The 18,884-nt window shown below is 54.4% G+C and carries 15 protein-coding genes; all 15 read right to left on the bottom strand.

The window, feature by feature from the left end; translation table 11 throughout:
• Nucleotides 1-6 precede the first annotated feature (6 nt).
• Entirely contained in the window at nucleotides 7-1,293 is a 1,287-nt protein-coding gene (tilS, locus tag ACOTX7_RS04565) for a tRNA lysidine(34) synthetase TilS (RefSeq protein ID WP_221256944.1), read from the bottom strand.
• Between the two features lie 58 nt (nucleotides 1,294-1,351).
• Nucleotides 1,352-1,741, bottom strand: coding sequence for a VOC family protein (locus ACOTX7_RS04560; RefSeq protein ID WP_033486498.1), 390 nt, complete (start codon nucleotides 1,739-1,741; stop codon nucleotides 1,352-1,354).
• A gap of 66 nt (nucleotides 1,742-1,807) precedes the next feature.
• Complete coding sequence (locus ACOTX7_RS04555) at nucleotides 1,808-3,940, bottom strand: lysine decarboxylase LdcC (RefSeq protein WP_221256943.1); 2,133 nt, start codon at nucleotides 3,938-3,940, stop codon at nucleotides 1,808-1,810.
• A 100-nt stretch (nucleotides 3,941-4,040) separates the two neighbouring features.
• A complete protein-coding gene (gene accA, locus ACOTX7_RS04550; RefSeq protein ID WP_006810033.1) occupies nucleotides 4,041-5,000 on the bottom strand; it encodes an acetyl-CoA carboxylase carboxyl transferase subunit alpha in 960 nt (319 codons plus the stop codon).
• A 12-nt stretch (nucleotides 5,001-5,012) separates the two neighbouring features.
• Nucleotides 5,013-8,495, bottom strand: coding sequence for a DNA polymerase III subunit alpha (gene dnaE / locus ACOTX7_RS04545; protein ID WP_221256942.1), 3,483 nt, complete (start codon nucleotides 8,493-8,495; stop codon nucleotides 5,013-5,015).
• A gap of 38 nt (nucleotides 8,496-8,533) precedes the next feature.
• Nucleotides 8,534-9,130 (bottom strand): ribonuclease HII, encoded by a 597-nt coding sequence (gene rnhB, locus ACOTX7_RS04540; RefSeq protein ID WP_006810035.1) that lies wholly within the window; start codon nucleotides 9,128-9,130, stop codon nucleotides 8,534-8,536.
• Nucleotides 9,127-10,275 carry a lipid-A-disaccharide synthase gene (lpxB, locus tag ACOTX7_RS04535; protein WP_006810036.1) on the bottom strand — a complete coding sequence of 383 codons (1,149 nt, stop codon included), beginning with the start codon at nucleotides 10,273-10,275 and terminating at the stop codon, nucleotides 9,127-9,129. The genes rnhB and lpxB overlap by 4 nt, the downstream gene beginning before the upstream one ends.
• A complete protein-coding gene (lpxA, locus tag ACOTX7_RS04530) occupies nucleotides 10,275-11,063 on the bottom strand; it encodes an acyl-ACP--UDP-N-acetylglucosamine O-acyltransferase (RefSeq protein ID WP_003856164.1) in 789 nt (262 codons plus the stop codon). The genes lpxB and lpxA overlap by 1 nt, the downstream gene beginning before the upstream one ends.
• Before the next feature lie 3 nt (nucleotides 11,064-11,066).
• Complete coding sequence (fabZ, locus tag ACOTX7_RS04525; protein WP_003856165.1) at nucleotides 11,067-11,522, bottom strand: 3-hydroxyacyl-ACP dehydratase FabZ; 456 nt, start codon at nucleotides 11,520-11,522, stop codon at nucleotides 11,067-11,069.
• Nucleotides 11,523-11,626: 104 nt separating this feature from the next.
• On the bottom strand, nucleotides 11,627-12,652 hold the full coding sequence (gene lpxD / locus ACOTX7_RS04520; protein WP_006810038.1) for a UDP-3-O-(3-hydroxymyristoyl)glucosamine N-acyltransferase: 1,026 nt from the start codon (nucleotides 12,650-12,652) through the stop codon (nucleotides 11,627-11,629).
• Nucleotides 12,653-12,655: 3 nt separating this feature from the next.
• Nucleotides 12,656-13,150 (bottom strand): molecular chaperone Skp, encoded by a 495-nt coding sequence (gene skp, locus ACOTX7_RS04515; RefSeq protein ID WP_006810039.1) that lies wholly within the window; start codon nucleotides 13,148-13,150, stop codon nucleotides 12,656-12,658.
• 123 nt (nucleotides 13,151-13,273) lie between these two features.
• The gene (gene bamA, locus ACOTX7_RS04510) at nucleotides 13,274-15,691 is read right to left on the bottom strand and encodes an outer membrane protein assembly factor BamA (protein WP_125359086.1); all 2,418 of its coding nucleotides are present in this window, start codon (nucleotides 15,689-15,691) and stop codon (nucleotides 13,274-13,276) included.
• 31 nt (nucleotides 15,692-15,722) lie between these two features.
• Nucleotides 15,723-17,075: a sigma E protease regulator RseP gene (rseP, locus tag ACOTX7_RS04505; RefSeq protein ID WP_006810041.1), complete on the bottom strand. Its 1,353-nt coding sequence runs from the start codon at nucleotides 17,073-17,075 to the stop codon at nucleotides 15,723-15,725.
• Between the two features lie 11 nt (nucleotides 17,076-17,086).
• Nucleotides 17,087-17,944, bottom strand: a complete 858-nt coding sequence (gene cdsA, locus ACOTX7_RS04500) for a phosphatidate cytidylyltransferase (RefSeq protein ID WP_214592327.1) — start codon at nucleotides 17,942-17,944, stop codon at nucleotides 17,087-17,089.
• A 12-nt stretch (nucleotides 17,945-17,956) separates the two neighbouring features.
• Nucleotides 17,957-18,715, bottom strand: coding sequence for a (2E,6E)-farnesyl-diphosphate-specific ditrans,polycis-undecaprenyl-diphosphate synthase (ispU, locus tag ACOTX7_RS04495; RefSeq protein WP_032673638.1), 759 nt, complete (start codon nucleotides 18,713-18,715; stop codon nucleotides 17,957-17,959).
• Between the last annotated feature and the right edge of the window lie 169 nt (nucleotides 18,716-18,884).

Genomic DNA, 18,884 nt, shown 5'->3' with positions numbered 1-18,884 from the left:
TGCCCGTTACGCTTTCCATTCAAACTTCACACCGGCTTCGGCCCACCCTGCCTGAGTAATAAACACCCCTGCCGCCGCGATGAGCGTGTCGCCGTAAAACAGAAGCGGCGTGGTATCACGTCGCCAGGGCGGAACGCTCTGTTCCTGCCAGATTTTCTTCAGCTTACGCCCGCCGTTACGCCCGACGATATGCAGCATGCCGCTGGCCCTGAAGCGGATGGTAACGTTCTCGTCCGGCTCAGGTAGACGCACATTACCCGATGGGCTTAACGCAACGATACCCGCATTCAACGGCAGCGTTAATGCTTTCTCTGGCGATGGCCAGTCGAGCACAGCGTCAGCCATCGACGGCACAGATTTTACCCACCAGAGTTGCCCCTTATAACGCCTGACGTCAAATCCATTCAGATGTATACACGGTGCGGCATCTTCCCGCGCCTCTGCTACTTCCTCCCAGATACGGTTGAGCATCGCCCGGGACGGCATTGCTGCACGGTGGGTAGCCAGCCAGCGACGAATAAGAGCAGCCCGACGCACGGGACTCATCACGTTTAACGGCGCAATGTTCAGGGCACCGTCAGCGGTAATCAGCGTATTCAGCTCCTCGTTCAGCAACTCATCCAGCAAGCTTTCCTGTTCAGCACAAAGCATGGCGCTTCTGGCCGCCGCTTCGGAAAAATGCGCCCAGCGTTCGCTCAAAAGCGGTAAGACACGCAGACGCAGGAAGTTACGGTCGTAACTGTCGTCCTGATTGCTTTCGTCTTCAATCCAGCGCAGATGATGCTGCTGCGCCCAGGCTTCCAGTGACGCGCGTGTCTCGCCCAGCAGCGGACGGATGAGCTCTGTTCCGGCAAAATCAGCGCGCTCAGGCATGGCGGATAAACCCGCAGGTCCGCTGCCCCGCTTGAGCGCCAGTAAAAATGTCTCGCACTGATCGTCCAGATGCTGCGCGGTAACCAAGGCTTCTCCAGGCTGTAATGCGCCGGAAAACGCGGCGTAGCGGGCTTTCCGTGCCTGCGCCTCAATACCCAGCCCTTCATCCTCAAGCGTAACGCGCTCAACAATCAGCGGGATTGCCCACCCTGAGCACACCGCTTCGCAGTGCGCCACCCACTCGTCGGCATGGGGGCTTAAGCCGTGATGGATATGCATCGCCCGCAGCTGGACGTCAGGCTCACGGTCACGCCAGAGTTTTAGACGGTGAAGCAATACGGTGGAATCCAGGCCACCGCTAAACCCCACCAGAAGCTGGCGGTAGGGCGAAACGGCGTGCGCGATAGCGGGTAGGGTCATAGAAAATTACACATAAAAAATGCCCGAAGTGAACGGGCATTATCACACAAGACGGTGATTACTGCTGGTAAAGCTCCAGCGGAAGGCCGTCCGGATCGTTGAAAAAAGTGAAACGTTTATCAGTAAAGGGATCGACGCGAATCGCTTCACAGGCCACGCCGTGGGCATCCAGATGCTTTACCGCGCTGTCCAGGTCATCGACGCTGAAGGCCAGGTGGCGCAGGCCGCAGGCTTCCGGGCGCGAAGGACGTGCTGGCGGGAAAGGAAAAGAGAACAGTTCAATCACATATTGTCCGTTTAACGCCAGATCGCCTTTCCAGGAGTCGCGCTCCTCACGGTAGGCCTCGCTTAACAGCGTAAAGCCGAGAACGTCGCAGTAGAACGCCTTACTTTTCGCGTAATCGGTGGCAATGATCGCAATATGATGAACAGCTTTTAAACCCAGCATAGTTTCTCCTTTTTATGATGCCCAGAACGTTACAACCGACAACCCGCCCCTGGCAAGCGGCCCCTTTTATTTTAGGACTCTCACCCAGTACACGCCGTTATCATCGCGTTTTGCACCATGAATATCCGTCTCAAAACCGGGATAGTGGCGCCCCACCGAACAGAGCATCAGCAGGAAATCAAGCACCGCCCGGCTCTCCTCGGTGATCATCTCACCCGGCATCAGCAGCGGCACGCCCGGCGGATAAGGCAGGATCATGTTGGCCGACACGCGTCCGACCAGGTTCTCCAGCTCAACGGTTTCAACCTCCCCTTTCACCTGGCGCTGCCACGCCCTGTGCGGCGTCAGCTTCATTTCCGGCAGGACATCAAATGCCTGCAACATCAGGCGCGGCAGATCGTGCTGGCGGATCAGCCTGTGGATCCCCTGGGCCAGATCCTTAATACGCATATTGCGGTAAAAGTCAGGATCTTCCGCGTAGAGATCAGGCAGCATATTCTTCACCCGCAGGTTCAGATCGTATGCGCGCTTGAACTCCATCAGTCCACGCAGCAGCCCCATCGCGCGGGTTTTATCGATCCCGATGCTGAACAGGAACAGCAAATTATAGGGGCCGGTTTTCTCCACCACCACGCCGCGCTCATCGAGGAACTTCGCCACCAGCGCAGCAGGGATCCCTTCCTCACCCATCACGCCCTGCTCATCCATGCCCGGCGTCAGGATCGTTACCTTAACCGGATCGAGGAACATGTGGTCCGCATCCGCATCCCGGAAGCCGTGCCAGCTCTCCCCCGGCGCGACGGGCCAGCATTCCGCCTCGTCGATCTCTTCCGGCTGCCAGATATCAAAGAACCAGCCGTCCGCTTCATCTTTAAGCCGCTGAACCTCTTTACGGAAATGCAGCGCCCGCTCGACCGAACGATTGATCAGGCGTTTACCCGGATTACCCCGCAGCATCGCCGCCGCCGTTTCGATGGACGCCACCAGCGGGTAGCTCGGCGACGTAGTGGTGTGCATCATAAAGGCTTCGTTAAAGGTGTCCTCGTCGTACTCGCCTTTAATATGGATTAACGAAGCCTGCGAAAACGCGGCCAGCATTTTGTGCGTTGACTGCGTTTCGAAGAACACTTTGCCCGGCACCCGCTCGCCGCTCATCCCGCTTTTACCGGAATAAATCGGGTGGAAATTGGTATAGGGCACCCACGCAGAATCAAAGTGGATCGACGGCACATCCAGCGTCTGCTTGATCCAGTTCGTGTTGTAAAGCAGCCCGTCATAGGTGGAGTTGGTGATCACCGCATGGACGGGCCAGCTTGCCTCGGGGATCCCCGCGATCTTGGTTTCAATGGCGTCATGCGCGAACTCACGGCGAGGAATGCCGCCGAGAATACCCAGCGCATTACGCGTGGGCGACAGCCAGAGCGGCACCACGTCACTCATCATCAGTAAATGCGCCAGTGATTTGTGGCAGTTCCGGTCAATCAGCAGCGTACTGCCGGCAGGCGCGGCATACATCCCGACAATTTTGTTCGACGTCGAGGTGCCGTTGGTCACCATGTAGCTTTGCTCAGCGCCAAAGGTCCGGGCGATGTACTCTTCGGCTTCCAGATGCGGGCCGGTATGATCCAGCAGAGAGCCTAACTCGGTGACCGAAATCGACACATCCGCTTTCAGCGTGTTGCCGCCGAAGAAATCGTAGAACAGACATCCCACCGGACTTTTTTGATAGGCCGTTCCCGCCATATGGCCTGGCGTACAGAAGGTGTACTTCCCTTCATTCACATAGGTGAACAGCGCGCGCGTAAACGGCGGTGTGATGTTATCAAGGTATTCACCGGTGTACTGTTGAATGCGGGTCGCGATGTCCTCGGCAACGCCGAGTGAGTATTCAAAAAACCACAGCGCCATACGCATATCGTGCGCGCTGACGTCCATGGTTGAGTGAGTGTTGATAAAGGCGTACAGCGGAAGATATTCGTTGAGCTTATTGATATCGCTGCACAACTCCATGTCGTATTCGTCCCAGTCGAATATCACGCCACAGATACGCGGATTGTGTTCGATAAATTTCAGCAGGTCGGCGCTGTTTTGCGGCCATATCAGCTGATATCCGCGTGCTTTAAGGGCTTGCTCCAGCTCCTTGATGGGTTCGTCTTTATAAAAGACGCCGTGTGGCCCCATGATGGCAATGATGTTCATGGTTTACCTCCTTGAAAAACATCAGATAAGCATAGTTAAGGTAAACGGCAGGTATAAAAAAAGCCGCAACAATGTGCGGCTTTTAGGATAATTGTGAGGCTTACGCGTAACCGTAGGTCATCAGACGCTGATAACGACGGTTGAGCAGATCTTCTTTGCTCAGCACGTCCAGGTCCGCCAGGTCTGCCAGCAGTTGTGCTTTCAGGGAAGCCGCCATCACTTCCGGCTTACGGTGTGCGCCACCCAGTGGTTCAGGGATAACGGTGTCGATCAGCTTCAGCTCTTTCAGACGCGGGGCAATGATGCCCATCGCTTCCGCAGCCAGTGGCGCTTTATCGGCGCTTTTCCACAGAATGGAGGCACAGCCTTCCGGAGAGATAACGGAATAGGTGCTGTACTGTAGCATATTCACTTTATCGCCCACGCCAATTGCCAGCGCACCGCCGGAACCACCTTCACCGATAACGGTACAGATGACCGGCACGCTCAGGCGAGACATCTCACGCAGGTTGCGTGCAATGGCTTCAGACTGACCGCGCTCTTCCGCGCCAACACCCGGGTAAGCACCCGGCGTGTCGATGAAAGTGATGATTGGCATATTGAAACGCTCAGCCATCTCCATCAGACGCAGGGCCTTACGGTAGCCTTCTGGTGCTGGCATACCGAAGTTACGACGGATTTTCTCTTTGGTTTCACGGCCTTTCTGGTGACCAATGATCATCACCGGACGTCCATCCAGACGCGCGATCCCACCGACGATAGCTTTATCGTCAGCGTATGCGCGGTCGCCTGCCAGTTCGTCAAATTCGTCAAACGCCAGGCGGACATAATCCAGGGTGTACGGACGCTGTGGATGACGCGCCAGCTGGGCGATCTGCCATGCGCCGAGATCGGCAAAGATTTTGCGCGTCAGTTCTACGCTTTTTTCGCGCAGACGATGCACTTCTTCGTCGATGTTAATATCCAGTTTTTCATCCTGACGGCTTACGGCTGTCAGAGAATCGATTTTCGCTTCCAGCTCTGCAATCGGCTGTTCGAAATCAAGGAAATTCAGACTCATAGTATTCCTGTATTAGTCAAACTCCAGTTCCACCTGCTCCGAACCAATGAGGCCACGGAGATCGTTCAGTAAACGATCGCTCGGAGAGACACGCCACGTTGCACCAAAGCGCAACCGCGCACGTGCATCCGCCCTCTGATAGTAGAGATGTACTGGAATGGTCCCCGAGCGGTGGGGTTCCAGAGACTGACGGAGTCGGTTTAAAAGCTGGTCATCAATTTGCCTGTCCGTCAGCGAGATAGCAAGCCCGCGAGCATATTTTTCCCGGGCTTCGTCAATGTCCATCACTTCGCGGGCGGTCATTTTAAGCCCCCCGCTGAAGTCATCAAAGCTGACCTGTCCGCTGACGATAAGTATGCGGTCTTTTTCCAGCAATTGCTGGTATTTATCCAGCGCGTCGGTGAACAACATCACCTCCAGACGCCCGGAACGGTCATCCAGGGTACAGATGCCGATACGATTGCCGCGCTTGGTGACCATTACCCTTGCAGCAATCACGAGCCCCGCAGCCGTGGTGATTTTACCACGTTCTGTCGGATGCATGTCTTTAAGCCTGTGGCCGCCGACATAGCGCTCAATTTCTTTCAGATACTGGTTGATCGGGTGCCCCGTCAGGTACAGACCTAACGTCTCACGCTCCCCATCCAGCACCACCTGTTCTGGCCAGGGCTGGCAGTTGGAATAAGACTGCTCAATCTGCTCTGGCTCTTCCGCCAGCACGCCGAACATATCCGCCTGGCCAATGGCTTCCGCTTTCGCATGCTGATCGGCCGCTTTCAGCGCATCGCCGAGCGAGTTCATCAGCGCGGCGCGGTGTGGCCCCAGCCTGTCAAACGCGCCGGACATAATCAATTTTTCCAGCACGCGGCGGTTCAGTTTTTTGGTATCGGTGCGGGCGCACAGATCGAACAGCTCACGGAAATAACCGCCGTTGTTACGCGCTTCGATGATCGCCTCGATCGGCCCCTCACCCACGCCCTTGATCGCGCCGATCCCATAGACGATTTCCCCGTCATCATTAACGTGGAAATGATACAGGCCCGAGTTAATATCCGGCGGCAGGATCTTCAGGCCCATGCGCCAGCACTCGTCCACCAGGCCAACAACCTTCTCGGTGTTGTCCATATCGGCGGTCATTACCGCCGCCATAAACTCAGCGGGATAGTGAGCCTTCAGCCACAGCGTCTGATACGACACCAAAGCATAGGCGGCGGAGTGAGATTTGTTAAATCCGTACCCGGCGAATTTCTCCACCAGGTCGAAGATTTTCATCGCCAGTTCGCCATCGACGCCGTTTTTCTTCGCCCCATCCTCAAAGATGGAACGCTGTTTGGCCATCTCTTCCGGCTTTTTCTTACCCATCGCACGACGCAGCATGTCTGCGCCGCCAAGGGTATAACCAGAAAGCACCTGGGCGATCTGCATGACCTGTTCCTGATACAGGATGATGCCGTAGGTCGGCTCCAGTACCGGTTTCAGGCTTTCATGCTGCCACTGCACGTCCGGGTAGGAAATCTCTTCGCGCCCGTGTTTACGGTCGATAAAGTTATCCACCATCCCCGACTGCAACGGCCCCGGACGGAACAGGGCCACCAGCGCGATCATATCTTCGAAGCAGTCAGGTTGCAGACGCTTAATCAAATCTTTCATGCCGCGGGATTCAAGCTGGAAGACGGCTGTCGTCTCCGAGCGTTGCAGCATGTCGAAACTTTTCTTGTCATCAAGCGGGATGGCCGCGATATCCAGCGGCGGTTCGCCGTTCTTCTCGCGGCGGGCGTTGATCATCTCCAGCGCCCAGTTGATGATGGTGAGCGTACGCAGGCCGAGGAAGTCAAACTTCACCAGCCCGGCGTATTCTACGTCGTTCTTATCAAACTGGGTGACCGGGTGCTGGCCCGCTTCGTCGCAGTACAGCGGCGCGAAGTCGGTAATTTTGGTCGGGGCGATAACCACGCCCCCCGCATGCTTACCGGCATTTCGCGTGACGCCTTCCAGCTTGCGCGCCATGTCGATCAGCGCTTTCACCTCTTCGTCGGCTTCGTAGATTTCCGGCAGCTGAGGTTCGGCTTCAAAGGCTTTCGCCAGGGTCATGCCCGGATCGGGCGGCACCAGCTTAGAGATACGATCGACAAAACCGTACGGGTGGCCCAGGACGCGGCCCACGTCGCGGATAACCGCTTTCGCCGCCATCGTACCAAAGGTAATGATCTGCGAAACCGCATCACGACCGTACATATCGGCCACGTGCTCAATCACCTGGTCGCGTTTTTCCATGCAGAAGTCGACGTCGAAGTCGGGCATGGAGACACGTTCCGGGTTAAGGAAACGTTCGAACAGCAGGTCGAATTCCAGCGGATCGAGGTCGGTGATTTTCAGCGCATACGCCACCAGCGAGCCAGCGCCGGAGCCACGGCCCGGACCAACCGGTACGCCGTTATCCTTCGACCACTGGATAAACTCCATTACGATCAGGAAGTAGCCCGGGAACCCCATCTGGTTGATCACCTGGAGTTCAATATCCAGGCGCTCGTCATATTCAGGGCGCTTCTCTTTACGGACCGCTTCATCCGGGAAGAGGAATTCCAGACGCTCTTCAAGACCCTCTTTCGATTTCATGACCAGGAAATCTTCCGTGGTCATGTCGCCCGTCGGGAACTGCGGCAGGAAGTATTCGCCGAGACGCACGGTAACGTTACAGCGCTTGGCAATCTCTACGCTGTTTTCCAGCGCTTCCGGGATGTCGGAGAAGAGCTCGCACATCTCCTCTTCATTGCGCATGTACTGCTGCGAGGAGTAGTTGCGCGGGCGTTTTGGATCGTCGAGGGTGAAACCGTCGTGAATAGCGACGCGAATTTCGTGCGCGTCAAAATCGCCCGGCTCAAGGAAGCGCACATCGTTGGTGGCCACCACAGGCAGACCACGCTCTTCCGCGAGGGCGACTGCCGCATGCAGATAGCTCTCTTCGTCCGCACGTCCGGTACGGATCAGCTCCAGATAATAGCGATCCGGGAAATACTCTTCGTAGAACGAGATGCACTGATCCACCAGCGCGTTGTTACCGCGCAGCAGACATTTGCCGACATCCCCCATACGGCCACCGGAGATCAGCAGCAAACCTTCGTTCAGCTCCGCCAGCCAGTCGCGGTCAATCCATGGACCCAGTGCGCCGTAGCCACGCTGGTAGGCTTTTGAGATCAGCAGAGTGAGGTTCTGATAACCCGTGTTATTCATGGCTAACACGGAGATTTGCGTCAGTTCATCGCCGATGAGATCGCTCTGCACGTGAAAATCCGCGCCGACGATAGGCTTTAATCCTGCGCCATGCGCCGTTCCGTAGAACTTCACCAGGCCACACAGGTTGGTAAAATCGGTGATCGCCAGCGCAGGCATGCCAAGCGAGGCCGCCTTTTTTACCAGCGGCCCGGTCTTTGCCAGCCCATCGATCATGGAGTAGTCGCTATGCACCCGCAGGTGTACGAAACGTGGTTCAGCCATCTTCAGATCCCGCGTTACTTAATTGCTTGCGTCTTGATTCAGGACACCAGTCCCAGCGCGCGTTTCACCGGGCCAAAGCTGCGCCGATGATGTTCAGTTGCGCCATGTTCAGCCAGCTTTTCCAGATGGAAAGCCGTTGGATATCCCTTGTGCTGGGCGAAACCATACGCGGGATAAGTGAGGTCCAGCGCGGCCATTTCGGCATCGCGCGTCACTTTGGCAATGATTGACGCCGCACTGATTTCTGCGACGCGGCTATCGCCTTTTACAACAGCCATTGAAGGCATCGGCAGCGCCGGGCAACGATTACCGTCGATCAGCACATATTCAGGCACAATCTTCAGACCAGCAACGGCACGCTGCATCGCCAGCATGGTGGCATGCAGAATATTCAGATCGTCGATCTCTTCCGGCTCTGCGCGCCCGAGACTCCAGGCCAGCGCCTTCTCTTTAATTTCATCGAACAGCGCCAGGCGACGCTTTTCGCTCAGTTTTTTCGAGTCGTTCAGGCCAACGATCGGGCGGGCTGGATCGAGGATCACCGCCGCGGTAACAACGGCACCGACTAACGGGCCACGACCGACTTCATCCACACCAGCAACGAGGTGGGTATGGGGATAAATAAATTCCATCATTGTGCTAACTCCAGCACCGCATCGGCCGCCTGCTCATCAGCATTACAGCGGATCAGTTGATGCAGTTCGCGGAAGGTATCGTGCATCTGGTGACTGGTTTTACCGTTGGCGAGCAGCGGCAGTAATGCCTCCGCCAGCGCCTGCGGCTGGCATTCATCTTGCAAAAGCTCTTTCACCAGCTCGCGACCCGCAAGCAGGTTTGGCAGGGATACGTAATCTGTTTTTACCAGACGCTTTGCCAGCCAGAAGGTAAAGGGCTTCATGCGATAGCCGACCACCATCGGGCATTTCGCCAGCATACACTCCAGCGCAGCCGTACCAGAGGCCAGCAGTGCGGCATCGCTCGCAAACATCGCTTCCCGCCCTTTCCCGTCCAGCAGGCGGACGTGAAGATCCGGGGCGACATCGGCCTTGATACGCTCAAACTGCTCGCGGCGTTTGGCATTCACCAGCGGCACGACCACTTCAAGATCGGGGTACGTTTTGCGAAGAATCTGCGCCGTTTTCAGGAAATCGGCACTGAGCATTTCAACTTCCGCACCCCGGCTTCCCGGCAGCAGCGCCAGACAGTGCACATCATGCGGAATGCCCAGTGCGTCACGCGCGGCGTTTTTATCCGGATCCAGCGGCATGGCATCCGCCATGGTATGACCGATAAAACGGCACGGAACATTAAATCTGTCGTAAAACGCTTTTTCGAAAGGCAGAAAAGCCAGCACCAGGTTGGTGGACCGTCCGATTTTGAAAACGCGTTTCTGTCGCCACGCCCACACGGACGGACTGACGTAATGGATCGTTTTGATCCCCTGCTTTTTCAGGTTCCCTTCAAGGGTAATATTGAAATCAGGCGCATCAATGCCGACAAACACATCGGGCTTGAGGTCGGTAAAACGGCGGGTAAGGTCTGCGCGGATATGCAGCAGGCGGCGCAGGCGGCCCAGCACCTCGACGATGCCCATCACGGCCAGCTCTTCCATTTCGTACCAGGCTTCACAGCCTTCGGCCTGCATCAGCGGCCCAGCCACGCCCACAAAGCGGGCATTGGGTACACGGGCTTTAAGCGCGCGGATAAGACCTGCACCAAGAATATCGCCGGAGGTTTCTCCGGCGACCAGGGCGATGGTAAGCGGACGACTGTCGACCATTAACGAATCAGACCACGGGTTGAACGCTCAAAGAATTCCATGAACGTTTTCACTTCAGGGTGCTTATTCGCCAGCTCGGCAATTTCCGGCTTAGCCTCTTCCAGCGTTTTACCGCTACGGTACAGCAATTTGTACGCGTTGCGGATCGCGGTAATTGCTTCGCGGCTGAAGCCACGACGCTTGAGGCCTTCAATGTTCACGCCAAACGGCGTGGCATGGTTGCCCTGCGCAATCACAAACGGTGGGACGTCCTGCGCCACACCGGAGCATCCGCCGACCATCACGTGTGCACCAATGATGCAGAACTGATGGACTGCGGTCATGCCGCCAATAATCGCGAAATCATCGACCGATACGTGTCCCGCCAGCGTTGCGTTGTTGGCGAGAATACAGCGGCTACCCACGGTACAGTCATGCGCAATATGCGCATTAACCATAAACAGGTTGTCGCTGCCCACCTTCGTCAATCCACCGCCTTGCGTTGTACCACGATGAATGGTGACGCTTTCGCGAATGCGGTTACGATCGCCGATTTCCACGCGGGTCGGTTCGCCAGCATACTTAAGATCCTGGTTAACTTCGCCGATGGAGGCGAACTGATAGATCTCATTGTTGCAGCCAATGGTGGTATGACCATTCACGACAACGTGAGATTTCAGTACTGTACCCTCACCAATTTCGACATGGGGTCCAACAATACAAAACGGGCCAATGTGGACGTTAGCGCCAATGATGGCACCCGTTTCCACAATGGCGGTAGGATGAATAAAGGCGGATTTATCAATCACGTATCAGGCCTCCCGGCTACGCGCACACATCATTGTCGCTTCGCAAACAACTTTGCCGTCAACCATAGCTACGCCTTTGAAGCGAGTCAGGCCGCGACGCGTTTTTTCAAAAGTGACTTCCATGATCATTTGATCACCAGGCACGACCGGACGCTTGAAGCGCGCTTCATCGATACCCGCGAAGTAATAGAGTTCACCCGGCTCCAGTTTACCTACGCTTTTAAACGCCAGAATACCGGTTGCCTGTGCCATCGCTTCCAGGATCAACACACCCGGGAAGATAGGCTTACCAGGGAAGTGCCCCTGGAAGAACGGCTCGTTAACGGAGACATTTTTCACTGCGCGCAGAAAACGACCTTCTTCAAAATCCAGCACACGGTCTACCAGTAAAAACGGATAGCGGTGCGGCAGAAGTTCTAAAATCTCTTCAATATGCAGAGTATGAGTGTCAGTAGTCAAAATACTCTTCCTGTCAAATGTACTAAGTAGCAATAATAACACGGCCTGCCGGTTTATAAACAAAGCCGACAGGCCGGGAAATTTAGCGTTAAACGGATGAACGCTTAGTCTTGTTGATCGATTTTGCGCTCAATCGCTTTGAGTCGCTTGCTCATATCATCAATATTCATCACCAGTGCAGCTGTTTTACGCCATACCTTGTTCGGTTGCAGCGGAATACCTGAGGAATAAACGCCTGGCTCAGTGATTGGACGCATCACCATGCCCATCCCCGTCACCGTGACTTTGTCGCATATTTCCATATGACCATTGATCACGCTGGCACCGCCAATCATGCAGTAACGGCCAATTTTCAGGCTGCCTGCCATGATAACACCACCCGCAACTGCGGTATTGTCGCCAATCACAACGTTATGTGCAATCTGGCACTGATTATCTATGATAACACCGTTACCAATAATGGTGTCGTCAAGCGCACCACGGTCAATGGTTGTGCAAGCGCCGATCTCAACACGATCGCCGATAATCACGCGACCCAATTGAGGGATCTTAACCCAGTTACCCCGATCGTTGGCGTAACCGAATCCGTCAGAACCAATCACCGTGCTGGACTGTACGAGGCAATTCTCGCCAATCTCAACCTCATGGTAGACAGAAACATTGGCCCACAGACGAGTCCCTGCGCCAATTTTCGTATTTTTTCCAACAAAGCAGCCAGGACCAATCACCACGTTATCACCCAGCACTACGCCGGACTCGATAACGGCGTTTGCGCCGATTGCTACGTTGTTACCCAGCTGAGCCGTCGGATCAATCGCAGCACTGGCTGCAATGTTCTGCGCCGGCTGCGGCGTGGTATCAAGAATTTGAGCCATGCGCGCATAGGTCAGGTAGGGATTTTTCACTACCAGTGCAGCGCCAGAGGCAAACGGAAGATCGTCCTGCGTCAGAACAACGGCAGACGCCTGGCACTGGGCCAGGTGTTCACGGTACTTAGGGCTTACCATGAAGGTAATAGTGCCTGCTTTAGCAGATTGCATGGACGCAACAGCGGTGATGACGATATCGCCATCACCGTGTAATTCTGCATCCAACTGCTGAGCTAAATCAGCCAGTCGAATTGAAGGCATTACTTATTTAACCTGTTTCAGAACATCAGCGGTGATGTCTTTAACATCGCTGCTGTTGAATGCAACGGCGTTCGCATCAACAACCAGATCGATGCTCTGATCGGCTGCTACTGCTTTAACGGCAGACTGAATACGCGTCACCAGTTTGCCACGCTCTTCGTTAGAACGACGCTGACGATCCTGCTCGAAAGCCTGCGCTTTCTGAGAGAAGGTCTGGCGCTGAGACATGACATCTTTTTCCAGTTTGCTGCGCTCGCTCGCTTTCATGGTAGAACCATCACGCTGAAGACGCTGCATCTTGGACTGAAGATCACCTTCCATACGTTGCAGTTCGCTCGCACGGCCTTTGAATTCGTTTTCCAGCGTTGCAGAAACACCGGTTTTCTGTGCAACTTGCTGGAACAAATTACCCATGTTGACGATTGCAATTTTGTCCGCTGCCTGAGCAGAAGTTGCCATCGCTAAACCGAGACCTGCAGCTAATAACCACTTTTTCACAATTAACTCCTTACCATCCCATTGGCACCCGAGGGGTGCCGTTCTTTGCGTGGCAAGGCGACCGTTTTACCGATCGCCGGTTGTCAGCGCTACACTGCCAACGCATTCCATTGCAGCGGATTATTACCAGGTTTTACCAATGTTAAACTGGAACTGCTCCGCTTTGTCTCCATCGTATTTCTTAAACGGCTGGGCGTAAGAGAAGACCAACGGCCCCAGCGGTGACATCCATTGTAATGCGATACCTGCGGACATGCGAATGTTGCCCGGATCGCTGTAGTCTGGCACACCGGCTGCACGCATCTGGGCAGTGTTCTCCCAGTTGGTGTCCCACACCGTACCTGCGTCCATAAAGAAGGAGGTACGCACAGAGTTCGCATACTTGTCGCTGATAAACGGCGTCGGCGTGATGAACTCGAGGCTCGCCACGGCCATAGCGTTACCGCCTACCGCATCATCAGAGCTACATACTTGCTTAGGATCACGGCTTGCGCAGTTATCTTCGTCATTACCGCCGTAATAAACCGCTTTCGGACCAATGTTATTGGACTGGAAGCCACGCACGGTGCTTGAACCACCGGCGTAGAAGTTCTCATAGAACGGCAGCTCTTTGCTTCCGATACCGTCACCATAACCCCAACGGGTACGACCCAGAACGACCCACTTGTGATCTTCATCAATTGGGAAGTAGGACGCCGTATCCAGCGTGACCTTGTAGAACTCGTTATCCGAGCCAGGGATAGTCACTTTACCGTTCAGGTTGACGCGTGAACCTTCCGTCGGGAAGTAACCACGGTCAAGACGGTTGTAGGTCCAACCGTAGTTGAAGGTGAAGTCATCCGCGGCGAAACCGTTGTCATCGCTGGAGGTACTCGCCGACTGACCGATGGAGTCCAGATAACGCCACATCGCCACCTGCGGTTGCATGTTGGACAGGTCGTTGTGCACGTACCCTAAACCTGCACGCAGGGTGTTGTATTCGTTAACCGGGAAGCCGAGCGTACCATCCAGACCGTAACTCTTGTTGGTATACGAGGAGAGGTCCGCGTCGTCCGCTTTAAAGTCGTTATAGAAGATACGACCGCCCAGGCTTACACCGTCAACGGTGAAGTATGGGTTGGTAACGGAGAACTCAGAGTAGGTCTGGTAGTCGTTTTTCGTCCCGTTGATACCGACAGAGTAGCCTGTACCCAGCCAGTTATCCTGCTGAACACCGACCTGGAAGCTCACGCCACTTTCAGTACCGTAACCAATACCGAAGTTGAAGCTACCGGTATTACGTTCTTTAACTTTATAAACGACATCAACCTGATCCGGACGACCCGGTACACGCTGAGTATCGGTATCAACCGTTTCGAAGTAGCCCAGACGGTTCAGACGCTCTTTACCCTGGTCTACCAGATCGCTTCCCAGCCATGCCCCTTCCATCTGGCGCATTTCACGGCGCAGAACAGAATCTTTAGAGGTGTCGTTACCTTCGAAGCGGATCTTACGCACGTAGAAACGGTTGCCCGCATCAACGTTAACGTGAAGCTTAACGGTTTTATCCGTGTCGTTAATTTCCGGCTGCGTTTGCACACGCGGATACGCATAACCATAACGGCCGAGCAGCTTCTTAATGCTGTCTTCCATTTTGGTGACTTTAGATCCGCTATACAGATCGCCCGGCTGAATTTTGGTCAGCGATTCAATTTCAGCTGAATGCCCTGCCAGGTTGCCGCTGACTTCAACACCCGAAAGCGTGTACTTATCGCCTTCTGTGATGTTAACGGTAATGTAGATACCTTTCTTGTCCGGAGTCAGACTCACCTGAGTTGAATCGATGTTGAAACGGGCGTAACCGCGATCCAGATAGTAGCTGCGCAGGGTTTCAAGGTCACCTGCCAGTTTCTGTTTCTGGTATTTACGATCGCCCACCACGTTCCACCACGGCACTTCGTCACGCAGCTGGAAGTTGGAGATCAGTTCGTCGGTGCTGAACGCGTGGTTACCCACGATGTTGATTTGCTGGATCTTCGCAGAAACACCTTCCTGGAAGACCAGTTTCAGATCAACACGGTTACGTGGCAGCGGTGTAACAACCGCTTTAACGCTCGCGCTGTATTTACCGACGCTGTAGTAGAAGTCTTCCAGACCTTTTTCAATGTCTGCAAGGGTTGTGCGGTCCAGAGATTCCCCCACACGAACACCCGATGCCTCAAGGTTCTGCTTGAGCATGTCATCTTTCACCGATTTGTTACCGGAGAAAGTGATGCTGGCAATCGTTGGACGTTCTTTTACCTGAACCACCAGCGTATCACCATCGCGCAGGACGCGGACGTCCTCAAAGTTGCCAGTGGCAAACAGAGCACGGATGGTGTTACTGATATCTTCATCATTAACCGTATCGCCGGGGCGCACAGGCATACTGAGGAGGGCCGCACCAACGGCGACACGCTGAAGGCCTTCGAAATGAATATCTTTCACTACGAACCCGTCAGCACCGTATACGGTCGCGCTGCTAAACAGCAGCGACGCTATGAGCAACTTTTTCATCGCCATCGTTATTATGCGTTCTTCCTAACTAACTCTCTTACAACCGAGAGAAATCATTGAAAAGTGCAAGCCCCATTAACAGCACCAGCAAAATCGAGCCAATGCGATAACTAAAGTCTTGAACTCGCTCGGATACCGGTCCGCCTTTTAGCTTTTCAATCGCTAAAAACAGCAGATGGCCCCCATCTAATACGGGAAGCGGGAACAGGTTGATTATCCCCAGGTTCACGCTAATCAGCGCAAGGAACATGAGATAGTAAATCACCCCGAACTCCGCTGACATCCCAGCCCCCTGAGCAATCGAAATTGGCCCACTGAGGTTGTTCAGTTTCACATCACCGGTTATCAATTTCCCCAACATGTTGACCGTTAGCTTCATCAGCTGCCATGTTTTATCCGTGGCCTCAACGATGGCGCTAAACGGCCCATACTGGCGTATTGTTTTGTACTCGTCTGGCAGTGGGATCACTTTCGGCACAACGCCTGCAAACCCTTCCGCCTTACCGCCGCCCGATTTGGTATCCGGGGTGAGGGTCAGTGAGAGCGCACTCCCCTGCCTTTCCACCTCCAGCGCAAGCGGCGTGCCTGGATTATCGCGCACCAGAGTAACAAAGGTCATCCATTGTGTTAATGGCTGACCATCGACTTTAACGATCCTGTCACCCGCTTGTAAACCTGCTTTACTTGCCGCCGACTTGGCCTGTACTTCGGCTAATACTGGCTCGATCTGCGCGCCGCGCGGTCGAATCCCCAATGCGGCGACAGGATCTTCTTTGTCTGGCTCAAAGCGCCAGTGGCGTAAATCCAGCACTTTTTCCTGCCGCTGGTCGGAACCAAAAGGAGATACGCTGACGGTTGTCTGCTCATCACCGATTTTGGCAACCAGTTGTAACCTTACGGCATCCCAATCAGGGGTTTCGATACCATCAATCGCTTTAAGTTCCATTCCCGGTGTAATTTGCGCCGTTGCCGCAACAGAACCCGTGGTGATTTCGCCCACAACCGGGCGTACGCCAGGCACGCCGATGATGAACACCAGCCAGTAGGCGAAGATAGCGAAGATGAAATTGGCTACCGGACCGGCAGCAATGATGGCAGCACGTTGTCCAACGGTTTTGTTGTTAAACGCGCGATGTCGAAGTTCAGGGGCGACAGGCTCAACGCGTTCGTCGAGCATTTTGACGTAGCCGCCCAGGGGAATCAGAGCAATGACAAACTCGGTGCCATGCTTGTCGGTGCGCTTCCAGAGCGATTTGCCAAAGCCAATCGAGAATCGCTCTACCCGCACACCACAGCGCCGGGCAACCCAGAAATGGCCAAATTCATGCACGGTAATCAGTACACCCAGTGCAACAATGAACGCCGCCAGATTCCAGAGAATGCTCAGCATAAAACCTTCCGTTATATCGTCCCAAACACCAGTAAAAGCAGGCAAGCAAACACTGGAACAGCCGCGGTAAGGCTGTCAATGCGATCCAGTATTCCGCCATGTCCTGGAATCAGGTGACCACTGTCCTTAATCCCTGCTTCACGCTTAAACATACTCTCGGTTAAATCACCCAGTACCGATGCCAGCGCCGCGAAAATCGAACATACCAGCAGCGTAGTGGGGGCAACCTCAAGATTCGCCCAGACGCCGTAGCCCCAGGAGATGATCGCTGCCGTAAACAGGCCGCCGATGAAACCTTGCCAGGTTTTGCCCGGAGACACCTTTGGCGCCAGTTTATGTTTGCCGAACAGTTTACCAAACATATAGGCCCCGGAGTCAGCCCCCCAGACGAGAATCATCACATAAAGCAGCCATATCGCACCGCTATAGTGGTTTTCATCATAGTGCCAGGCGCGCAGCGCAACCATACCCCAGAAAAACGGCACAATGGTGAGCAGGCCAAAAATAAGGCGCAACACTTTAGAGTTACGCCAGATTGCCGCAGAGCCCGGATAGAAAAGCACTAAAACAAGCGCAGCAATCCACCAGGCCAGCGATATCCATAAGGATCCGGCAACCAGCGGCTGGTGAACATCGTGATGATATTCAGGCAAGGTATACAGCATCAGGGCCAGTAAAAAACCACAGAGTACCGCCAGCCATACCCGCTGAGTGCGCGAGGTAAAGCCGCTAAGCTGCCCCCATTCCCACGCGGCGAGCATACACACCACCAGCGTAACAATGGCGAATCCCACCGGAGGCAGTAAAAACAGCGCTGCGATGACGACGGGTATTAATACAAAAGCGGAAATCAGGCGATACTTCAGCAAAAGCTACCCCCATCAGGCGTTATCGCCACCAGGCTCGGTGCCGCCGAAACGACGCTCTCGATTGGCAAAGGCATGCAGCGCACCTTCAAAGTCTTGTTCATCAAAATCTGGCCAAAGAACATCCGTAAAGTAAAGTTCGGCGTAGGCGATTTGCCACAGCAAAAAGTTACTTATGCGATGTTCCCCCCCTGTCCTTATAACCAAATCCACGGGTGCCAGTTCATTCATGCAGATTTGCTGACTCAGCGCCTCTTCATCAATCTGGTCGGGACTTAACAGCCCTTCCTGAACCTGCTCAGCCAAATGCCGAACCCCCTGGATAATATCCCAGCGTCCGCCGTAATTCGCCGCGATATTGAGCGTCAGGCCGGTATTATTTTCCGTCAGCGCTTCTGCTTTGCGAATCCGTTCCTGTAGACGTGAGTTAAAACGACTGGTATCGCCAATAATACGCAAGCGGACGTTGTGGCGGTGCAGGCTTTTTACTTCACTATCGAGCGCCCACACAAACAGTTCCATCAACGCAGTCACTTCCTGCGCAGGTCGATTCCAGTTTTCACTGCTAAAAGCATAGAGCGTTAACGCATCAATGCCGTTATTGGCGGCAAAAGAAACGGCGCGGCGAACAGATTTCGCCCCAGCTTTATGCCCAAAGGCTCGTATCTTCCCTTGTCTTTTCGCCCAGCGGCCATTGCCATCCATGATGATTGCAACATGGCGACAGCCATGTGCTGGCAAGTTTTCGCTTATTGGTTGATTCGCAGACAACATAACGCGTTTTTAGTCCCTGAAAGGATTTAACGGTACACAGGAATACTGAAGCCTATACATAAAAAAGCCGTGTCAAACCACGGCTTACCTGACCACTTAAAGCCAAATACCTGCGATCAGGTGGCGCAGACTATATCACTGAAGCCCAACGCTAACAAATAGCACGACG

This window comes from Enterobacter cloacae complex sp. IR5418 (genome assembly GCF_049238105.1).
GTDB classification, from domain to species: domain Bacteria; phylum Pseudomonadota; class Gammaproteobacteria; order Enterobacterales; family Enterobacteriaceae; genus Enterobacter; species Enterobacter hormaechei.
The sequence above is the reverse complement of the archived record's forward strand: the minus strand, read 5'-3'. Positions and strand labels throughout refer to the sequence as shown.

Excerpts from the sequence above, each read along its gene's own strand:
- tilS (WP_221256944.1), bottom strand. The coding sequence starts at position 1,293 with ATGACCCTACCCGCTATCGCGCACGCCGTTTCGCCCTACCGCCAGCTT.
- ACOTX7_RS04560 (WP_033486498.1), bottom strand. The coding sequence starts at position 1,741 with ATGCTGGGTTTAAAAGCTGTTCATCATATTGCGATCATTGCCACCGAT.
- ACOTX7_RS04555 (WP_221256943.1), bottom strand. The coding sequence starts at position 3,940 with ATGAACATCATTGCCATCATGGGGCCACACGGCGTCTTTTATAAAGAC.
- accA (WP_006810033.1), bottom strand. The coding sequence starts at position 5,000 with ATGAGTCTGAATTTCCTTGATTTCGAACAGCCGATTGCAGAGCTGGAA.
- dnaE (WP_221256942.1), bottom strand. The coding sequence starts at position 8,495 with ATGGCTGAACCACGTTTCGTACACCTGCGGGTGCATAGCGACTACTCC.
- rnhB (WP_006810035.1), bottom strand. The coding sequence starts at position 9,130 with ATGATGGAATTTATTTATCCCCATACCCACCTCGTTGCTGGTGTGGAT.
- lpxB (WP_006810036.1), bottom strand. The coding sequence starts at position 10,275 with ATGGTCGACAGTCGTCCGCTTACCATCGCCCTGGTCGCCGGAGAAACC.
- lpxD (WP_006810038.1), bottom strand. The coding sequence starts at position 12,652 with ATGCCTTCAATTCGACTGGCTGATTTAGCTCAGCAGTTGGATGCAGAA.
- bamA (WP_125359086.1), bottom strand. The coding sequence starts at position 15,691 with ATGGCGATGAAAAAGTTGCTCATAGCGTCGCTGCTGTTTAGCAGCGCG.
- rseP (WP_006810041.1), bottom strand. The coding sequence starts at position 17,075 with ATGCTGAGCATTCTCTGGAATCTGGCGGCGTTCATTGTTGCACTGGGT.
- ispU (WP_032673638.1), bottom strand. The coding sequence starts at position 18,715 with ATGTTGTCTGCGAATCAACCAATAAGCGAAAACTTGCCAGCACATGGC.